General features: G+C 51.0%; 12 protein-coding genes. 11 read left to right on the forward strand and 1 reads right to left on the reverse strand.

Going from position 1 to position 19,926, the window contains the following annotated elements; all coding sequences use genetic code 11:
* From ABMA60_RS04330 to ABMA60_RS04360, 7 genes are all read left to right on the forward strand, one after another.
* Entirely contained in the window at window positions 1–1,752 is a 1,752-nt protein-coding gene (locus tag ABMA60_RS04330) for an NERD domain-containing protein (RefSeq protein WP_392799242.1), read from the forward strand.
* Window positions 1,753–5,262, forward strand: coding sequence for a helicase-related protein (locus ABMA60_RS04335; RefSeq protein WP_392799245.1), 3,510 nt, complete (start codon window positions 1,753–1,755; stop codon window positions 5,260–5,262).
* Window positions 5,255–7,153 carry a DrmB family protein gene (drmB, locus tag ABMA60_RS04340; RefSeq protein ID WP_392799248.1) on the forward strand — a complete coding sequence of 633 codons (1,899 nt, stop codon included), beginning with the start codon at window positions 5,255–5,257 and terminating at the stop codon, window positions 7,151–7,153. The genes ABMA60_RS04335 and drmB overlap by 8 nt, the downstream gene beginning before the upstream one ends.
* Entirely contained in the window at window positions 7,154–8,260 is a 1,107-nt protein-coding gene (locus tag ABMA60_RS04345; protein ID WP_392799251.1) for a DNA cytosine methyltransferase, read from the forward strand. It begins immediately after the preceding gene.
* A 976-nt stretch (window positions 8,261–9,236) separates the two neighbouring features.
* A complete protein-coding gene (locus ABMA60_RS04350) occupies window positions 9,237–9,479 on the forward strand; it encodes a hypothetical protein (protein WP_392799253.1) in 243 nt (80 codons plus the stop codon).
* A gap of 114 nt (window positions 9,480–9,593) precedes the next feature.
* Entirely contained in the window at window positions 9,594–10,604 is a 1,011-nt protein-coding gene (locus ABMA60_RS04355) for an ROK family protein (RefSeq protein ID WP_392799256.1), read from the forward strand.
* 11 nt (window positions 10,605–10,615) lie between these two features.
* On the forward strand, window positions 10,616–11,806 hold the full coding sequence (locus ABMA60_RS04360; RefSeq protein WP_392799259.1) for an MFS transporter: 1,191 nt from the start codon (window positions 10,616–10,618) through the stop codon (window positions 11,804–11,806).
* 27 nt (window positions 11,807–11,833) lie between these two features.
* Here the strand turns inward: ABMA60_RS04360 and ABMA60_RS04365 are convergent, their stop codons facing one another.
* Entirely contained in the window at window positions 11,834–12,436 is a 603-nt protein-coding gene (locus ABMA60_RS04365) for a TetR/AcrR family transcriptional regulator (RefSeq protein WP_392799262.1), read from the reverse strand.
* Window positions 12,437–12,524: 88 nt separating this feature from the next.
* Between ABMA60_RS04365 and ABMA60_RS04370 the strand changes: the two genes are divergently transcribed.
* The 4 genes from ABMA60_RS04370 to ABMA60_RS04385 all read left to right on the forward strand — a co-directional run.
* Window positions 12,525–12,893, forward strand: a complete 369-nt coding sequence (locus ABMA60_RS04370) for a hypothetical protein (RefSeq protein ID WP_392799265.1) — start codon at window positions 12,525–12,527, stop codon at window positions 12,891–12,893.
* A gap of 25 nt (window positions 12,894–12,918) precedes the next feature.
* On the forward strand, window positions 12,919–13,854 hold the full coding sequence (locus ABMA60_RS04375) for an NADP-dependent oxidoreductase (RefSeq protein WP_392799268.1): 936 nt from the start codon (window positions 12,919–12,921) through the stop codon (window positions 13,852–13,854).
* 520 nt (window positions 13,855–14,374) lie between these two features.
* Window positions 14,375–15,994, forward strand: a complete 1,620-nt coding sequence (locus ABMA60_RS04380) for a ShlB/FhaC/HecB family hemolysin secretion/activation protein (protein ID WP_392799270.1) — start codon at window positions 14,375–14,377, stop codon at window positions 15,992–15,994.
* The coding region (locus tag ABMA60_RS04385; protein WP_392799273.1) for a beta strand repeat-containing protein at window positions 15,972–19,926 on the forward strand (3,955 nt) is incomplete at its 3' end. The genes ABMA60_RS04380 and ABMA60_RS04385, both read left to right, overlap by 23 nt.

Below are 19,926 nucleotides of genomic sequence, written 5' to 3' on the forward strand. Positions count from 1 at the left end.
ATGGCGCGAATGATACCTTCCTTTATTCCGGAATCTTGTCGTAGTCCAGGTGAAAGAGAAATCTTTGAGCTCCTATTAGATGACCCTGATACAAAAGATTGGATTGTACTTCATTCTCTAGATATTGCTCATCATCGGCGGCAAGTCACTGGTGAGGTAGACTTTGTAATTGTTATTCCTAAATTTGGCGTTCTTTGTCTTGAAGTGAAAGCTTCTAATTCGGTTCGCCGAGAAGATGGTCTATGGTATTACGGTAAAGAGGAAAGGGGTGATCCCCGCGGTCCCTTTAAACAATCTTCTGAAGGTATGCACAGTCTACGCCAGCATGTAGTACGAAGTGATCATAAACTTTCTCGTGTGCCATTTTGGTCAGCAGTTGCTTTTCCATCGATTGAGTTCACCGTGACGTCCGATGAGTGGCACTCGTGGCAGGTCATCGATGCTACGAAATTATGTAAGTCTTCGCTTCCGAAACTGGTGTTAGGAATTATGCGGAATGCTAGGTTATTACTTGATTCGCAGCCTTCGGTGCGCTGGTTCAATGATGAAGACCGTTTTCCGAATAAACAACAAGCTGCTGCTATTGCTAGAATACTTCGCCCGAACTTTGAGTTTTTAGAGAAAGCTACTGATCGGCAGGCTCGAAAGCATGCGGAAATCCTGCGCTATACCGAAGAGCAGTTTATAGCACTTGATGCAATGACTGATAACGAAAGAGTTCTATTTTCTGGACCTGCAGGCACAGGGAAGACTCTTCTAGCTCTCGAAGCGACACGACGAGCGGCAGATTCAGGAAAAAAAGTTCTGTTTATTTGTTTTAACCGGCTTCTTGGGCGATGGGTATCGAGCCAAGCTATTGCTCAGCGCGAAAATGTTACTGTGAGGACGTTACACCAGCACCTACTAAGCGTGGCTGGAATCCCTTTACCTATTGATGTAGATGACACCTTTTGGAAAGTAGACTTACCTGACGCTGCTGTCGCCAAGCTACTTGAATCAAACTCGGCCGAAGCCCAGTTCGACGTACTAATAGTTGATGAACTTCAAGACTTATTAAACTATTCATACCTTGATGTTTTTGATTTAACACTAAAAGGTAGTTTGAAACAAGGTAGCTGGATGTTCTTTGGCGATTTTGAACGGCAGATGTTGTACGGTCAGGATCGAGATCTTATAGATAGACTATTCCGAGAGAGGTTGGGGACATTTGCTAGATTTTCTCTTCGAGTTAATTGTAGGAACACTCCACGCATTGCGACGCTATCCTATCTTTTAGGAAGGCTGTCACCAGGCTATTCGCGTATTCTTCGCCCAGATGATCGGGTAGAACCTACGATAATGTACTACTCTACCCGGTCTCAGCAACAGAAGCAGCTTGTGAACATCCTCGACCAATTAGATCGTGATAATTATCCGAGACGCGACATCGTAATTCTTTCTCCGAAAGTGGGAATTCGTTCCGCTTCTGCATCGATCACCGATAAACGTTGGGCTAATAATATTGCTCCTTATGATGGGGCAGTTTCTGACAGCATACGGTATACAACCATACATAGCTTTAAAGGCCTTGATGCACCAGTGATAGTAATAACTGATATAGAAAAGTTGGAGGGAGACATTTTTTCATCCCTTTTTTACGTTGCAACGACACGGGCCTTAGAAAGGCTTTATATCATGGTTCACGAGACCGCGAAGCCGCATATTATTCAATCGTTATTGAATCCTAGTGCTAAAGGTAAACCGGAGTGTTAAATGACAGATCAAATTGAGAACCGTGGAGTAATTCTTCGGGCGCTTCGTGAGGAGTTGGTAGGGCCATGTCCGATTGGAGATGAGATAGACTGTAGCTCAGTAATTAAGTTAGATGATATAGAAGCTGCTTATAGATCATACTGCCAATTAGGGTCTGGTGAAGAAATCCTCCAGCGTGATTCACCAACAAAACGGTATGGGGTGGGAGTCCTGTATCCGATGAATGTGGCGATGGGTCCTGCAGAGTCCAATGAGGATTCTCTAGTTGAAGAGCAAGATAATGATGATGTGCCTCAACCATCTATAAAAGATGTGTTAGCTACATCGGCCGTCCGCGATTACGAGACTATGATGGCAAGAAATGAGCCCCTTCACTCTGATACGGACCTAGATGACTTTGATTTATCATCAGCGAATACATATAAGCCTAGTAGTATGGCAGTGAGTCTTCTTATTCGACTACCTAAAGATGCAGAGCTGGTGGTAACTGCAACAGGGGGGAGGTATGAAAACAAGCCTGTAACGCTTGCTGGGCGCGATAGAGAATGGTGGCTACGTTCACCAGTTCGTCTGACAAGTCGATTTCGGCGTACTAGTTTTCCTTCTCTACATGCGGAATACATAACTGCTCATGTGAATAAGAAGGAGAATATTGAAGACCTAAATGTACATGTTGAAGTTTTTGCTAGACCATATCCACCGAATGCAGATGATTTTCTTGTCACTGTCTGTCTAGTCAATCGTGAGCAGTCAGCCGGGCGTTTGGATTTGCAATCGCTTTTCCAGTGCCACATGAATGTGGAAGTTCAAGGAGAGGGCTCTACCGACCCTATAATCCTTCCATATCCCACGGCAGAACCCTCGGATAGTGAAGAGCGTTCACAAGAGTTACTTTATAGAGGAAAATTAACGTTCGGTGTTGGACACGGATGTGCGGCTGATTGGGAGTGTGCAAATAAGGGTCCACATCATGCTATTCGTGTTTCGGCTGAGTGCTTACCCACATTTGAAACACCGAATATTACGCCAGACATACGCAATGAGTATGGACAACCATTGGGTGCATCCATGCGATTGCTCGCGGGACTTGAGTCTGGAACAGAAGGTTTTGAGGAGCTCAGCGAGATTGTAAGTGAATATGAGCGCTGGATTACTGAGCAAGAATCGCGAATAGTTGGGCTAAGCGCTCGACTGCAGGGCACTGCGAAATCCCATATAGAAGCATGTAAGCATGCCGCGCTTCGGATGCGTGATGGATTATCGCTCATTCAAAATGATGCCCAGATTAGGCAGGCATTTCAGCTTGCGAATCTTGCTATGCTTATTCAGCAAATGCAGTCACGGCGCGAAGCTCGTTTTGCGTCATTCGATCATGCTAGTTCAATGCTTGTGTTCAAGGAGCCTTATGAAGCTCTTGATTTGTATTCAGAAAATGCTAAGGAGTGCAGGTGGCGAGCATTCCAAATTGCTTTCATACTAACATCGTTACGTTCAACCGCCGATGGTGGGGATCTTGACCGGGAGCGTGTTGAGTTAATATGGTTTCCTACTGGAGGTGGTAAAACCGAAGCTTATCTTGGGCTAGCAGCATTTAGTATTTTTCTTCGTCGCTTACGTAACTCAGACGATACCGGGGTGCAGGCTTTAATGCGTTACACTCTTCGGCTTCTAACTGCTCAGCAGTTTCAGCGTGCATCACGCCTTATATGTGCAATGGAGTATATACGTCGGAAGAACCTAGCTGAATTAGGCAGCTCGGAGATTTCCATTGGTGTTTGGTTGGGCGGGGACACTACACCAAATACCCGGGATGAAGCACTAACTGTGTTCCGTAGTTTGGCAAAAGGTGACAACGCTAAAGAAAATAAATTTGTGCTTGATAGATGCCCTTGGTGTGGGGCACAAATGGGGCCGGTAAATCTTATAGTTCGTGGTCGGGGACGCCGGGGAGTTCCAAAAGTTATTGGATATTCACGGCTAGGGAATACTGTAGCCTATGCTTGTCCAGACAGGAGCTGTGAATTTCATGATTCCCTTCCTCTTTATGTGGTGGACGAAGACATATATGAAAAACGGCCGGCACTTTTAATTGGAACAGTAGATAAGTTTGCAATGCTAGCTTGGCGACCACAGGCCAGAGCACTTTTTGGCATTGCAGAAAACGGGACGAGAAATTATTCTCCGCCCGGACTTATAATTCAGGATGAATTGCATCTGATTTCGGGTCCTCTCGGGTCAATGGTTGGTCTCTATGAATCAATCATTGAAGAACTCTGTACTGATCGACGCGGAAAATTACCAGTTCGACCAAAGATCGTCAGTTCAACGGCAACCATTCGCAATTATGATGAACAGGTGCTTAGCTTGTATGCGCGCAAAAAAACTAGTTTGTTCCCTCCTCCTGGGCTTGATGCGGATGACTCATTCTTTGCAAAAGTGGCTTATCGGATTGATGGTAGTTTGGAACGTGGGCGCATATATGTAGGTGTTCATGCCCCGGGTTTAGGTTCGCTACAAACTGTCCAAGTTCGAACTTTTTCTGCTTTGCTACAAGCTCCTCATCCACTGGGTGTATCTGATAGAGATCCATGGTGGACGTTGCTTCTTTTTTTCAACAGTTTACGCGAACTCGGAACTACATTGACACTTTTTCAATCGGATATTCCTGATTTTTTAAAGGGTGCATTAAGGCAACGCCTTGATATTGGGTTTAGGGATATTCGACAAATTAGAAAGATCATGGAACTCACTGGCCGTCTCCCAGGTGATGAAGTTTCTAAAGCTATAACGGAACTAGAAGTTCCCACTGATTCACAACAAGGTCAATCGGTAGACGTGTGTTTGTCTTCAAACATTATTGAAGTGGGTGTAGATATCGACCGTTTATCACTTATGTCGATAGTCGGTCAGCCAAAAACAACTTCGCAGTATATTCAGGTAACTGGCCGTGTTGGAAGAAAGCAGGATCGTCCGGGGCTTGTGGTTACAATATATGCGGCATCTAAGCCGCGAGATCGATCTCATTTTGAAAAATTCCGTAGCTATCATGAACGACTTTATTCGCAAGTAGAACCTACAAGTGTGACTCCGTTTTCACGCCCTGCACTTGATCGAGCAGTTCATGCGGTTATGGCTAGTTATGTTAGGCAGTTCGGAGATTCTGACCAAGCAGAAAGTCCTTCTCCATTCCCCACGGCACTAATCGATTCGATAGCTGATCTTCTCAACCGCCGGGCTGAGATTGTCGATCCAGGTGAACTTGACTCGCTTCGTACGATATTTAGTCGGAGAGCAAATGAGTGGCAGCGTTGGCAGCGCTTGAACTGGGACGGGACATTGAGTTTGCAAGACGTACCATTGATGCGACCTGCTGGGGCTTATGTAGCACCTGATAAAGCTCGAGTTTCCTGGGCTACGCCTCTGTCACTTCGAAATGTGGATGCTGAGTGTCAGGTTGAAATAACACAGCTCTATATGCTGAACGAAATGGAGGACAGTCGAGATGCCTAGGGGACCTGTTCGGCGTGGTCAACTTATTTCTCCGTTTGGACCAGGGGCAATGATGGTCTTGCCTGATGGGGTCTCCGTCATCTGCGCGGGACTAGACCATTGGTTCAAACATGAATCTGGGGATAATGGAAACATAATCCAGGAAGAATACCTGGTAGATGAATGGCGGTTAGCGGAACGCCTTAACGTAGAAAATTTCTATCTACCTCCAGATCATCGACGTACACGCAGACACGACCCGCAGACGAATAGCTACCTTACAATTCCATTTCTTCGGTTTCCTCAGTGGCACTATTGCAGCCGTTGTGGGTTGATGCGTAAATTGTCATTAATTACGAAAGGTCGTTTGAAGTGCGCGGAATGCCAAGCTCGAGGATGGACTAGTTACATTGTTCAGGTGCCTTTCGTCGCGATGTGTGATTCTGGACACATACAGGATTTTCCTTGGGTTGAATGGGTGTATCGATCATCGAATCCGCCGGTGACTGCTCCCTCGATGAGACTCCTTTCTAGTGGAGGTATGACACTGGCAGGGCAGAAGGTGAAAGTTGATGGAGGGCCCGAGCGAACGCTTGCTGGAATCACTAATGCAAGTCCTGACGGCAATAGTACGGAGTTAAGTAGGACACTTGACAGTAATAAAACCCTATTTCTTTGCTCTGGCGCTCGTCCTTGGCTTGGAACTGAACATGGTGAGGGTTGCTGTAGGCCTCTTCGTGGTACGCTCCGAAGTGCTGCAAACGTTTATTTTGCACAGGTGCACAGCTCGATATATCTACCCCGAAGTGATGACAGTGCTGTGGCCGAGGTCATTTCTCTTATAGAGGCACCACCTATAAGCACCTTTGTCGGTATCTTTCAGGGTATGGGTATTATCCCTGAACCAGGCCAGTTGAGAGAGCAATTCCCGGAACTGTTAGCTGCTTTCCTTGATCGTCAGGTGAAGTTAGCCATTGATATAGTATGTAGTGCTACGCTTGAAAAAAATCGAAAAAGTCGGGTTGTCGACGACGATGTAGAAACTGGATTCCGACGTCAGGAGCATGATGTTCTAATTGCCGCTGCGGACTTTGATCAATTAGTACTTAAACCAGCTAATCTTAACAAATACGACTCAGGTTTTTCTCAGTATTTTTCGAGCGTAACGTTGGTTCATAAACTCAGAGAGACCCGAGCATTTAGTGGTTTCACAAGGGTGTTTGCTGATACTGAAAGTGATATGAGTTACTTGCAAGGGATGTTGCGTCTAAGTCCGCCTGATAAGAAATGGTTACCTGCTAATGTGGTTTATGGTGAAGGCATCTTTCTTACTCTTGATGAACAACGTTTGCGACGATGGGAAGGGAAGCCTGAGGTGCAGAAGCGAGTTCAGCCACTCATTGCTCGCTACCATGCTCTATGCCAATCTCGCCGTCTCCACAGTCGAAATATTGGGCCCAGATACGTTCTCCTTCATACAATCTCCCACTTACTTATCAATAGGTTGACATTCGAATGTGGTTATAGCTCAGCAGCGCTCAGGGAAAGACTATATGTATCTGAGAATCCTGGTGCACCGATGGCTGGAATACTGATTTATACGGCAGCAGGCGATTCTGAAGGCACTCTTGGGGGGCTTGTTCGAATGGGTAAGCCTGGTCGATTAGAGCCATTACTTAAGCGAACGCTTGCTAGTGCGCAATGGTGTTCCGCGGATCCAGTATGTATGGAGATGGGGCAGCGAGGTGGCCAAGGTCCCGACTCTTTAAATTTAGCTGCTTGTCATGGATGTAGCCTCGTACCGGAAACAGCATGCGAAGAATTTAACCGCCTCCTTGATCGAGGGCTCGTTATAGGCCCATTCGCCCAGTCGGATATCGGATTTTTTAATATAGCTGAGAAAGAAACCTGAATGAAAATACCAATTATTTCTTTCTTTACTGGGGGCGGTTTCTTGGACATCGGATTCAAGCAAGCTGGTTTCTCAATATGCTGGACAAATGAAAATAATCCTTCATTCATATCGGGCTATGAGTATGGCATGTCAACTTGGCTTTCATCGCTTGATGTGCGAGGTGAAAATGCTGCTATTACTAATACAGACAGTATTTGCGATCTTACTGCCAAAAACGTCTTAAAGGAGGCGTTTTCTGGCCCACGACCGGCCATATTCGGTGTTATAGGTGGCCCTCCATGTCCTGATTTCAGTAATGGAGGTAACCATGCTGGAGGGGAAGGGCCTAGAGGAGCACTTACAAGTGTTTTTACCGATATGATTTGTGATATCAAACCAGGTTTTTTCATAATTGAAAATGTTTCAGGTCTTTACAGGTTTAAAAAACATAGATTTTTTTTAGAGGAGAAAATATCTCAGTTGCGTAAGAGTGGTTACATTGTTGACTATAAGGTTCTTAACGCACTTGAGCTAGGAGTGCCCCAAGATAGGGAGCGCTTGTTTGTTGTCGGATTTAAAAAGACATTAGTAAAACATGTAGAAAAGGACTTAAGTGAGAGAAAGGAGGGGTGGTTCCCTTGGCCAGTTGTAGATGCCTATACAGGAGCAAAGATGCTGTCTTGGCCAACTATTATCCCATTTGGTGATGAGCCTAAGAAACCTAGTGATGTGCCACTTGAGCTCACAGTTTTCCCTGCTCTTTTAGGGCGTGATGATCCCGAGAAATTACCTAATGGGAGTGAGTTTTTTAATCCATATTCTCATAGATTCAATACAGTTTCAGAAGGTGATGTCAGACGTAAATCATTTAAAAGGCTTCATCGTTATCGATTCAGCCCAACAGCATGGTATGGGAATCAAGAAGTTCACCTTCATCCTTCGAAGGCTCGACGCTTATCTGTGCGAGAAACTCTTCGTATACAGTCCGTTCCGGATAAGTATGAATTACCGACGGATATGTCGCTTTCTTCTAAATTTAAAATGATATGTAACGGTGTTCCCTGCACTATGGCATTTCATCTTGCAATGTCTGTGAAGTCATTTCTTAGTCGTGCTAATGTATGAATCTAGCGTTAAAATTTTGCTTCTTTTGGGGCCGCATCGTTTAGGAATCTGTTGTATAGTGTTTTTTTGGGCAGACTATTTTTTACCACTCTTAAATCACAGTTTTTCAATCTGCTATGGACATTTATAGTAAAGCACGGTTCAGAAATACGTATCGCTCTTCTGTTGAAAGTGAGGGCATTATTTTTACGTTTCCGATGAAGTCTTATGGATGTTATTGAGGGATGATTGGAATAAGGGCAGTGTTTTGAGTGCGTTAGTCTGTCAGGTTCTTAAAAAGCTCCGGTCCAAAGTTTAAGCTTCACATTTTTTCCTTCCGTTTATCTCACCCCTATTAATTCCAAGCTTTCACCGTCCCTCTTTGTAACCTCCCCTCCCATAAACCTTTAGTGCTATCCCAAAAACTTGTTCGGCTCAGAAGCGCTACGCCGTCTGGTGCCCCTGAAAACCACTAACATTTTCAATAGCGTTTGTCGGCTATGAGTATTCTGCGCTTACGGCCGTTTTGCTCTCTACAAGTATAAGAGCCTGGATGACGCAGCTATTGGAGCATCTTTCATAGGAGGAGGTTAGGGTGAGTATCTTGTTGATTTTGAGTATTAGATAGCATGATACATTTCATGGAAGCTTTTATGACTATCTACTTTCAAATATCCTTTAAGTGGATTTTTTTTATCCAATTCATGAACCGAAGGGACAGTTCGCTTCATCGTCCCAAGTATTGCTACTTCAGCTCCTGAATGGATGTTGTCTTTCCAAAAACATTTCACTTCACTGTAATAGAGATTAACGTTATCGCTTACTCCTTGCACTCAAGAAGTCACGGCAGTTCATTCAATCTCTTTCCGGTCCTGATGGACCTCGACTCTAACCAATAGGGTGCCTGCCATTGGGCGTGGTTAAGGAGAAATGCAAACAGGACACACACAGCACTGAACACTAAAATGCCCCTCCAACCAGCCCCCAACAAAAAACCATGAAACCCGACATCATCGAAAACCTCCAATTCCTAATTTCCTCAGCACAACAACGAAACCTCGAACAAGGCATTCAGACATTCAACTACTACATCGAAGAGTTGACCCGCACGAATTACGGACCGCAGGTCTGTGAATATTTATATAACGAGCTTTCCAGCATGCAGCGTTTTGCTGAGTTCAACGATCGAGAATGGCAAGCTGTACTTGCGATATTCAAAGCCATCGAGTCGTGCCGCTAAGCCAAGCAACCCTTTTCTACCCAGCTTCCCATCCCCCTATCTTTCAACCCCCTAACACCCCCGGCCTAAACCCCAACCCTTGCATACATAATTAAATACTTTTATAAAGTATTTATGTATAACCCTGATACCAACACCCCCCAACCTGCCAGCACGCAGGACGTCAAACAGCTGAACGCTCGTTTGGTGCGCAATGCGCTGCGCCAGCAGCGCTGTGCCACGGTGCGCGAACTGGCCGGCCAGACTGGTTTGAGTACGGTTACCGTCGGCAGCGTGTTGAAGGCGCAGCTAGAGCAGGGGCAGGTGTTCGAGGATGAACCGCTGGCTTCGAGTGGTGGGCGGCCGTCGCGTCGTTATTGTTTTAACGAGCGGCATCAGTTGGTGCTGATTGCTTTTAGCCGGGAAGTCGAGGGTGAGGATGCCTTGTGTGTGCGCATTCTCGATCTATACGGGCAGAGCGTAGCGGCGTTCGATCATCCTTTGTTGTCTCCAACGCCCGAGGCTCTGGAGCAGATCATCGCTGAGCATCTGGCCGACTATCCAGCCGTGGCGGCGATTGGTTTTGGTCTGCCGGGCGTTGAGTATGAAGGCGCTATCGTCACTCTGGATTACGCGGCCTTTATCGGTGTGCCTTTGGTAGCGCGTTTCGAGCAGCGTTTTGGTTTGCCTGTTTTGTTCGAAAATGATGTTAACGCGGCTGTGCTGGGGCGAGGGCAGTTGGCGGATGCGCCGCCGAGCGAGGTTTATCTGTATTTCCCGCGCAAGTATGGCCCCGGTGCGGGTATCCGTATTGATGGTGAGCTGGTTAAAGGGCGCAATCATTTTGCGGGCGAGCTGAATCTGTTGCCGCTTGATATTTCTTGGGAGGCACTGGCCGACGCTGCGGATGACGCCTTTGTCGAGGCCACTGCTAAGGTGGTGTTGTGCTTAACCGCCATTTTGAACCCCGATTCCATGGTGCTGTATCGCGAAGATTTTTCCGCTGCGGGCCTGGCGCAAATCGAACAAAAATGTCGCGCGCGCTTACCGCAAAACATCACTCCGCAACTGAGTTTGTCGAAAGATTTCAGCGCCGATTACCAAACCGGGCTGGCAACTTTGACGCTTAATCTGGTCCTCAATTAAGAGATTTATTTATGGCTACGCTGTTATTGCTGTTGATCTATGTCGCCTTTATCAGCCTGGGTTTGCCGGATGCTTTGCTCGGTGCCGGCTGGCCGGTGATGCAGCCGGAATTGGGTGTGCCTTTCAGTGCCGCCGGTTTGCTGCAGCTGATTATTTCTGGCGGCACTATTGTGTCTTCAATGTTTGCCGGTCAACTGTTGGCCCGTTTCGGTACCGGCAAGTTGACCGCCTTCAGCGTTGCTTTAACCGCCATCGCTTTATTTGGTTTTGCTGCCGCTCCGGCCTTTGGCTGGCTGATTTTGATGGCGGTGCCTTTGGGCCTGGGCGCCGGTGCTGTGGATGCTGCGTTGAATGCCTATGTCGCTAACCATTATGCGTCGCGGCATATGAGCTGGTTGCACAGTTTCTGGGGCGTGGGTGCACTCGGCGGGCCTTTGTTGTTGTCCATTCTGTTCGCCGAGCAGCTGGGTTGGCGGCTCGGTTACAGCAGCATTGCGGTGTTCCAGGTGGTGTTGGTGATCGTGCTGTTGCTGGCCATACCGCTGTGGAGTCGGGTTAAGGTTCGGCGGGATGTCGATCAGCCATCCAATGAGTCCGAACGGCCGCTGTCGTTAAGCAACGCCTTACGGATTAAAGGCGTCGGGCTCGCCATGGTGGTGTTTCTGTTTTACTGCGGGCTGGAGTTGACCATGGGTTTGTGGGGCGCATCCTACCTTTATCAAACACGGGGTTTGGCCGCAGCGGATGCCGCTTATTGGGTATCGATCTTTTACGCCAGCATCACCCTCGGCCGTTTCGCGACTGGCTTTGGCAGTTATCGGTTTTCCAACCTGGCGATGATTCGGGCCGGGTCGTTGGTAATAGCAGTGGGCGTGCTGATGATGTGGTTGCCGCTGTCGCTGCCGTTTTCGCTCTGTGGCTATGTGCTGATCGGCCTGGGCTGTGCGCCGATCTTCCCGTGCATGTTGCATGAAACGCCGGCGCGCTTTGGGCAGGCCAGTTCCCAGTCGATTATGGGTTATCAGATGGCCTTTGCTTATATCGGCGCGACTGCCTTGCCGCCTTTGTTTGGACTGGTGGCGGGTATGACGTCCATCAGCTACTTGCCGTATTTTTTGGTCGTCTATGGCCTTTCTATCTTGTTCGGTTCGGAAGCGCTGCGCCGTCTGGTGCCACCGAAAACCGCTGGCCTTGTTCGATAGCCTTTTCGGCTGTGAGTTCTTCAGAAATTAATCGGCCAGAATTTGTTTAAGTTGATTAAACGAATCCTGTGTCAATTTCAAAAGATCGGGCTCATCTTGCTCAGCCAACCAACGAGCGTAAGCGGTTCTAAAAATCAGAGCGCCAGTGTTGGCGGCGAGATGTGCTTCCGCGTCGCTTGTTCCTCGTTCCTTCAACGCATCCGCCATGGCTTGGGTGAACTTCGCAAACTTCAGCAATTCCCGTTCTTGGAGCGGCGGATTGGCTTCAATCACCGATTGGCGCTGACGGGTGATGTCATGTCGTTCTTGAAACATGGGCGCCAGGGCTTCCATGGCGGACATGACTGTGTCGATGGGGGTTGCGCTATTCGGCGCCGCTTCGATGGCCTGCACGCAGGTTTCGAGCAGGCCATCTTGCATGCCAAATAGCACCTCTCGCTTATCAGCGAAATGCCGGAAGAAGGTGCGCTCCGTGAGCCCCGTCCGTGCAGCTATCTCCGTTACCGTGGTTTGGTCATAACCACGCTCTTGGTACAGATCCAGCGCAGCTTGCTCAAGCCTGCCCCGGGCATTGGGTTCCCACCGACTCATTCTTTTATAGCCTTGATGACAGTCATTGACATGACTCATTTTGTATCGCATTTTAGGTCATGTCAGCAACTGACATAACCTGATTGGAGCAGGGTGACCGCGGTCGCTTGCTCAATGGAGACCGACAATGACCTTTTATCTTATGGCAATCATCATGACGGGCGCCGCTATTCTGCTCGGCATGCGCTTCCTATTCGCCGGTGGTTCTTTGCTCAAGGAGTGGGGCCTGGAGGCGACCACGGGATCGCTTATTTTATGCCGCCGGATTGGCGCGCTTTATTTTGGCGTCGCCCTCTTGTTCTTCTTTGGTCGTCATGCGGCCCCTTCCGATTTCCGCAGTGCGGTCTGTTTGATTGCCGCTGGAATAACCGCCGTTCTTTCGGGGCTTGGGCTCTTTGAGTTTCTGTCGGGGCGGGTCCGCCCGGGTATTTTCGCTTCTGTCGTTGCTGAGGCGGTGGTGACGGTTGGTTTTATTTGGGTGTGGTTGGGCGAGTGATGACGGCCAAAGGAGTTAATTGCAGATGAAGACGATTCAGTATGACCATTACGGCGCCCCAGGCGTTCTTCGCTTAGGCGAACGACCAATCCCGGAAGCGGGGAAAGGACAGGTGCTGGTGAAGGTCAAAGCGGCTTCGGTCAATCCGATGGATTGGAAGATCCGTCGGGGCGAGATGAAGTTTATGTCCGGATCCCGCTTTCCTCGTGGCCTGGGACATGATTTCGCCGGTGTGGTCGAAGCACTTGGTGCTGATGTGGATCGGGTTAAGGTGGGCGATGAAGTGTTCGGCGTCAGCGCCATCCGTCAAGCGGGCGCCTTTGCCGAGTACCTGGCGGTAGACGAGAAAAGCCTTTGGCTTAAACCGCCTTCGGTCACCTTCGAGCAAGCCGCTGCCCTAACCGTGGTGGGCATAACCGCTTGGACTGGGCTGATGGAAAAGGCAAAGCTCAGCGCTGGTCAGTCGGTCTTTATCAGTGGCTGTCTGGGCGGGGTTGGTCGTTCGGCGGTGCAGCTTGCACAGTTGGTTGGCGCCAGGATCGTCGGCAGTTGCAGTGCGTCAACGCGCGAGCAGGCGGTGGCTTTGGGTGTGGACGAGGTGGTCGATTATCGCGCCTTCGATGTCACGCACTATCGCCATCGTTTCGATGTCGTCTTCGACGCGGCGGGTGCTTTGTCGCTCCGCCAGTGTGGTGCGATGCTCAAAGCTGGCGGCAAGTCGCTGCACATTGTCCCCACGCCTGCCAAGCTGCTGGGCTGTCTGTTGTCATCGAGACATCACCTGGTGTTCGGCCAACCGAACCCGCAAAGCATGGGTGGTATCGGCAAGGCCATGGAGCAGGGCAAGCTCGTCGCGGCGCTTGGTCAGGTCGTGCCGCTCACTGAGGCGATCCCGGCGATCGTCGAACTTGAAACAACCGGCCTGCCTAAGGGAAAGCTGGTGATCGTTGCTAATACATAGCCAATTGCTCGCTTGAGCCTGCGTTTCCGTACTCTGCTCTGCAGGCTCTTTGTTTGCTCGCAAATCTCGCCTTCGCCATCGAAGTCAGTCCTCGGTAGACCATTTCTCTAAAAAATCCAGCTCATTCCCCAATTATGTTGTTTTCGACCGATGATCGATCGGGAAAAAGTTCAAATGTTGACCGTTTAGTTGGTAATTTCCGTTGCCGTTTTCGCTTAAAACTGTCAATCTATTTTGTGACATAATTCATATTTCGTTTGCTCAAATTGCCAACTTATTAACGGAACTAAAGGATTCTGTGCATTCAAAGGGGAGTTGTTTGCAGATGGGTTGGCGTTGTAACAGCCGTTTGAAACTGTTGGTCAAGGTTTGGTTATGCCTTTTGGTCGGCAGTGGGCTCTGGTGTTCTGCGCTCGCCGAAGTGCCTTCTGCGCAGGAGCCGATACCCGACCAGGTTCAGCCTGGCGGTGCGCGCCCGGAATCCTCTCCCCGTATACCACCGGAACCGGTTAGTCCGGTTTTGGAAATCCCGCCTGTCGTTGAACGACCACTGGCGGTCGATGAAGGCGAACGTATTGTTGTCTCGCGCTTTGAGCTGGTTAACGCCAGAGACCTGCCCGAATACGACATCGCCCTGTCAGAACTTGAGGCACTGGTGGAGGCGGCCCGCATGGAGCGGCCCGAAGGCTTCACCATTGGTCAGTTGGAGGCGGTCACCGACCGCATCGTCAACTACTACCGCAGCCGTGGATTGATACTGGCGCAAGCGATTTTGCCAGTGCAGACGGTGACGGAGGGAGTCGTGAAGCTTGAGGTGTTAGAAGGTCGCCTGGGCCGCGTTCTGGCGGAAGGGAATCAGTTGTATTCCGAGGCCACACTGCAGCGTCCGTTTCGGCGTTTAATTGGCGAGCCGGTCAGCCAGCAGGAAGCCGAATCGGCCCTGTTGGTATTAACCGATTTCCCCGGCCTGACCGCCTTTGGCATGTTCCAGCCCGGACAGCGAGTGGGTGAAACCAACATGTTGATTCGGGTGCCCAATGAACAGCGTTTTACCGGCACTGTACGTGCTGATAACCACGGCTCCGACACCACCGGCGTTTGGCGCGGCCGCGCCAGTGCGCAATGGAATAACCCGACCGGTAACGCCGACCAGCTGGGGCTGACGCTGCAGCATTCGGTGCTGCCGGCCAACAGCCTTTTTGCTGAACTCAATTATCAGATTGTGATTGACCGCGATTGGCGCGCCAGTGCCTACGTTAACCGCAACACCTTTTCGGTCGGCGGCGACTTTGAAAACCTGGAAATCGGCGGCGATTCCAGCCAAATCGGCCTGGGTGCCGAACGCATATGGCAGCGCAGCCGGGAGCGTAATCTTTCCACTCGGGTTGAGCTGGCTTCAAAGCAGGCGACGACCGAACGCTTCGGCCAACAAGCCAACAAGGACCAACTGACGGTGATGACCCTGGCGGCCGATTACGATTCGGTCGATACCCGTTATGGCGGTTTGAATTACGCCGGCGTGGAAATCACCACCGGTTTTAATGACCTCCTGGGTGCCATGGGCGACTCCGCCAGTGCCGAAGAACTGCCCAGCGATGAGCGCCCCAGCCGGCGTGGTGCCAGTGGCGATTACGCCGAAGGCGGTTTCTTCAAAACGCTGCTGTTCTATTCTCGTTTGCAGAATATCACCGACAATTCATCGATTTTAGCGCGCAGCGAATTCCAGTACTCGTCCAACTTGCTGGTGCCGATGGAACAATATGCCGTGGGTGGCGCCGACCATGTGCGCGGCTATCCGTCGTCTTATGCGTTGTACGACACCGGCGGTCTGTTATCGCTGGAATACATTGTCCAGGCGCCAAAGATTGGCGATCTGGATGCCTTCGGCGGTTGGCGCTGGCGCGACCTGCTGCAGTTATCGGTGTTCTACGATCACAGCACCGGCAAGAAAAATGATCCGTTATTGAGCGAAGTCGATGGTTGGTTCCAGCTATCGACCCTGGGTGTGGGCGTCCGTTTTGGCATTCCCGATCAACTGACATCGCGTCTGCAATTCGCGGTGCCCGTGATCGATGGCAGCGAAAACGATGATGAGGAGGCACAGCCACGGCTGTGGTTTGACCTTGCCTGGAATTTTTGAGCGCACCCGTTTTCCCCGTGCTGCCCTGGCAACGGCCATTCTGGCAGCAACGGCTTCGCTTGGCCGCGCCGGCCCGACCGGTGGTGAAGTCGTCGCCGGCAGCGGCAGTATTTCCCAGCCCGACGCCAGCACCACCAATGTGCAGCAGAACTCCGACAAGCTGGTGGTGGAATGGCAAAGCTTCGATGTCGATACCGGCGAAGCGGTCAACTTCTTCCAGCCGTCCTCCGATGCCCTGGTGCTCAACCAGATTCTGAACGGCGATGTCAGCGTGATTCGCGGCCAGATCAACGCCAACGGCCAGGTGATTCTGGTCAACCCCAACGGTGTGTATTTTGGCTCAACGGCCCAGTTGAGCGTCGGTTCACTGGTGGCATCCGGCCATGCTATTGCCACCGACGATTTCCTCGATGGCGAACTGAATTTTGAGCGCCAGGATGGTACCGCTGGCAGCGTCATCAACCACGGCACCATTGAAGCCGCGACCGGCGGCAGCGTCACCTTGCTCGGCAGCCGGGTAGAAAACCACGGTTATATAGTTGCCCATGCCGGGCGCATTAACCTGGCCGTTGGCGATCGCATTGCGCTGGATTTCGATGGCGATGGACTGATGCGTTTTTCCGTCGACGCAGCCTTGCTGGAAAATTTCAGCGGTGCTGACAGCGCCATCACCAACAGCGGCGACTTGCTCGCCAACGGCGGCACCATCGTTCTGGAAGGTCAGGTCGCCCAGGATATTTTTGCTCAGGTCGTCAACAACGAAGGCATCATCAAAGCCGGTCGTATCGACAACAGCGGCGGTGTGATCAGTCTGGTCGGTCGCGGTGGCCGCGATAGCTCAGTGGTCAACTCTGGCCAGATTGATGCCTCGGCTTTGGATGCCAACAGCGATGGCGGCCAGATCACCCTGCACGCCGAAGATTCAACCTTGCTGGTTCAGGATGGCAGCCGCATTTCCGCCGACTCTAACAACCAGCAAGGCGGCCAGGTTCATTTACTGGGCGATCAAATTGCCCTGACCGGCGATGCCGAAGTCGATGCCAGTGGCGAACTCGGCGGCGGCGAAATCCTTATCGGTGGCGATTATCAAGGTAAGAACCCGGACATTCCCAATGCCGAAAAAGTCATTGTCGGTTCGGGCGTTTTGCTGAACGCCGATGCTAACCGGCAAGGTGATGGCGGCCGCATTATTGTTTGGGCTGATAACTGGACGCGCTTTGGTGGTTCGCTCTCGGCACGCGGTGGTAGCGAAGGCGGTGACGGCGGTTTTGCCGAGGTGTCGGGTAAACAGAATCTGGCGTATTTCGGCATGGCCGATTTGAGTGCAGCGTTGGGCAAATTCGGTGTGCTGCTGCTCGATCCGGAAAACATCACTATTGTAGCGACTGACCCCGGCGCTAACGACGACGATTTGGCGCTCGATAACGGCAATATGACGTTTGATGATCAAGTTGGCGGCGATTTTGAAATCAGCGCCCAGACCATCAATGAGCAATCCGCAGATGTGGTGTTGAAAGCGGACGCCGACATTACTCAGAACGAGTTCGCCGACATCAATATCACCAACCCCGGAACCAGCATCACTCTGGAGGCGGGCGACGACATTACCTTGAATGCGGGCATTACCACCAATGGTGGCGATATCTCATTGTTCGCGAATTCTGCAACCGCCGGAAGTGGTGGTGCCAGCGGTAACGGCGCAGTGTCGGTTTCGTCGTCGGGGCTGACCAGTGGTGGTGGCGACATCAATCTGTCGGGCAATGCATTGACGATCTCCGGCGACGTTGATGCCTCTGGCGGTGCCGGGACAGGGGCTGTCAGCATGTCAGCGGATGGCGATATTTCGCTTGGTGCTGATGTGACATCGGGTGGTACACAGACATTCAACGGCGCACTGAAATTAACCGCTGATGTTGAACTGAATGCCGATGACGACGACATCGAATTCACCTCTACAATTAATGATACCAGCAGTGAACGCTTAACGGTCGATGCCGGTACCGGCGCAGTCAACTTTGATGGTGCCATTGGTGATGAAAATGCCTTAACCAGCCTGACGGTCACTGGTGCGACGATAACGCTGTCAACGCATGTTGAAACCGCCGGGATGCAGACCTATACCGGCGCAGTCGTCTTGGCGGGCAATGTTGAGCTGACGACCGCTGACAGCAACATCACCTTCAACGGCACCATTGATGGCGATAGCGACGGTGGCAATGGCAGAGAATCGCTGACGCTGACCACCGGGCTTGGTGGCACGGCGATCTTCCACGATACGGTAGGCAGTGCCGACAGCCTGGCGAGCTTGACCGCTAACAACGCCGTCAGCCTGGGTGCCGACATCACCACCTTTGGTGCCCAGACGTACAACGGCGCCGTAACCCTGGCAGACACGGGAACTGATGCGGTCTTACTGACCAGCAGCGATAACAACATCACCCTTAGCAGCACCGTCGATGGTGCGGCGGACGGTGCACAAGAGCTGACAGTCGATACCGCTAATGGTTTGGCCCGCTTTGAAGGTGAGGTGGGTGGTCTGCACAGCCTGGCAAGCTTGACCATTAACCATCAAGCCAGTTTGGGTGCGGACATTACCACCACCGGTGCCCAGAGCTTCAGCGGTGCGGTGACGCTAGCTGAGGATGTCACTCTCAATACCACGAACGACAACATCACCTTTAGCAGCACTATCGACAGTGAAGCCAGCGAAGACAACACCCTGACGCTGAATGCTGGCAACGGCACGGTCACCCTGAGTGATACCGTCGGTGGTAGCGCCGATGGCGAACTGGGCGCACTGGACGCCAGCCAGGCCACTGGTTCTATCATCATTGGTGGCGATGTCACTACCAGTGGCACACAGAGTTACGCTGGAGCGGTCACGCTCGATGGCGATCGCACCTTCACAGGTACCAACATTCAGTTCGGCAGCAGCGTCGCCGGTAATGGTGACGATGACGACAGTCTCGATATCAATGGCAACCTGGATTTGGATGGCGCAGTTAGTGGCGTCACTACACTGGATGTCAGCGGTACCTCGAACCTCGCCGACGACGTTACGACCTCTGGCAAGCAAACCTATACCGGCGCGGTCACGCTCAGTGATGACGTTAATCTGAACGCCGACGATGACGCCATCATGTTTGGTTCCACCATTAGCGGCAGCGGTCATGCTCTGGACGTTGATGCAGGCACCTCGACCGTCACCTTCGGCAACGACGCCACTGGTGTTGAAGATGAATCGGTCAGCGTTGGCAGCTTGTCGGTTACGGCCAACGCCATTCACATCAACGACAACATTAGCACCGACATCGCCAACACTGGCGCTCAGTCTTATACCGGTGCGGTCACGCTGAACGACGATGTAACGCTGACAACTGACAACAGCGCCATCACCTTCAACAGCACCATCGACAGTGAAGCGACTGAAGAAAATACCCTGGACCTGGATGCTGGCACTGGCACAGTCACCCTGAGCGGTACCCTCGGTGGCGGCACCGATGGTGAGTTGGGCAGTGTGGATGCCAGTGGGTCGAATGGCTCCATCGTTCTTGGTGGTGATGTCACCACCACAGGCACGCAACAATATGGCGGTGCCGTTACGCTCGATGGTGATCGCACCTTCACCGGTACCAACATTCAGTTCGGCAGCAGCGTCGCCGGTAATGGTGGCGATGACGACAGTCTCGATATTGCCGGTGATCTGGATTTGGATGGCGCAGTTAGTGGCGTCACTACACTGGATGTCAGTGGTACCTCGAACCTCGCAGCCGACGTTACGACCTCTGGCAAGCAAACCTACACCGGCGCGGTCACATTAAGCGGTGACCGTACTCTGACCACGGGTACGGACATTCAGTTCGTCAGCACCGTGGCGGGTGACGGTGGCGATAACGACAGTCTCGATATTGTCGGTAATTTGGATCTGGATG

Source organism: Saccharospirillum sp. HFRX-2 (assembly GCF_043196805.1).
GTDB lineage: Bacteria > Pseudomonadota > Gammaproteobacteria > Pseudomonadales > Natronospirillaceae > Saccharospirillum.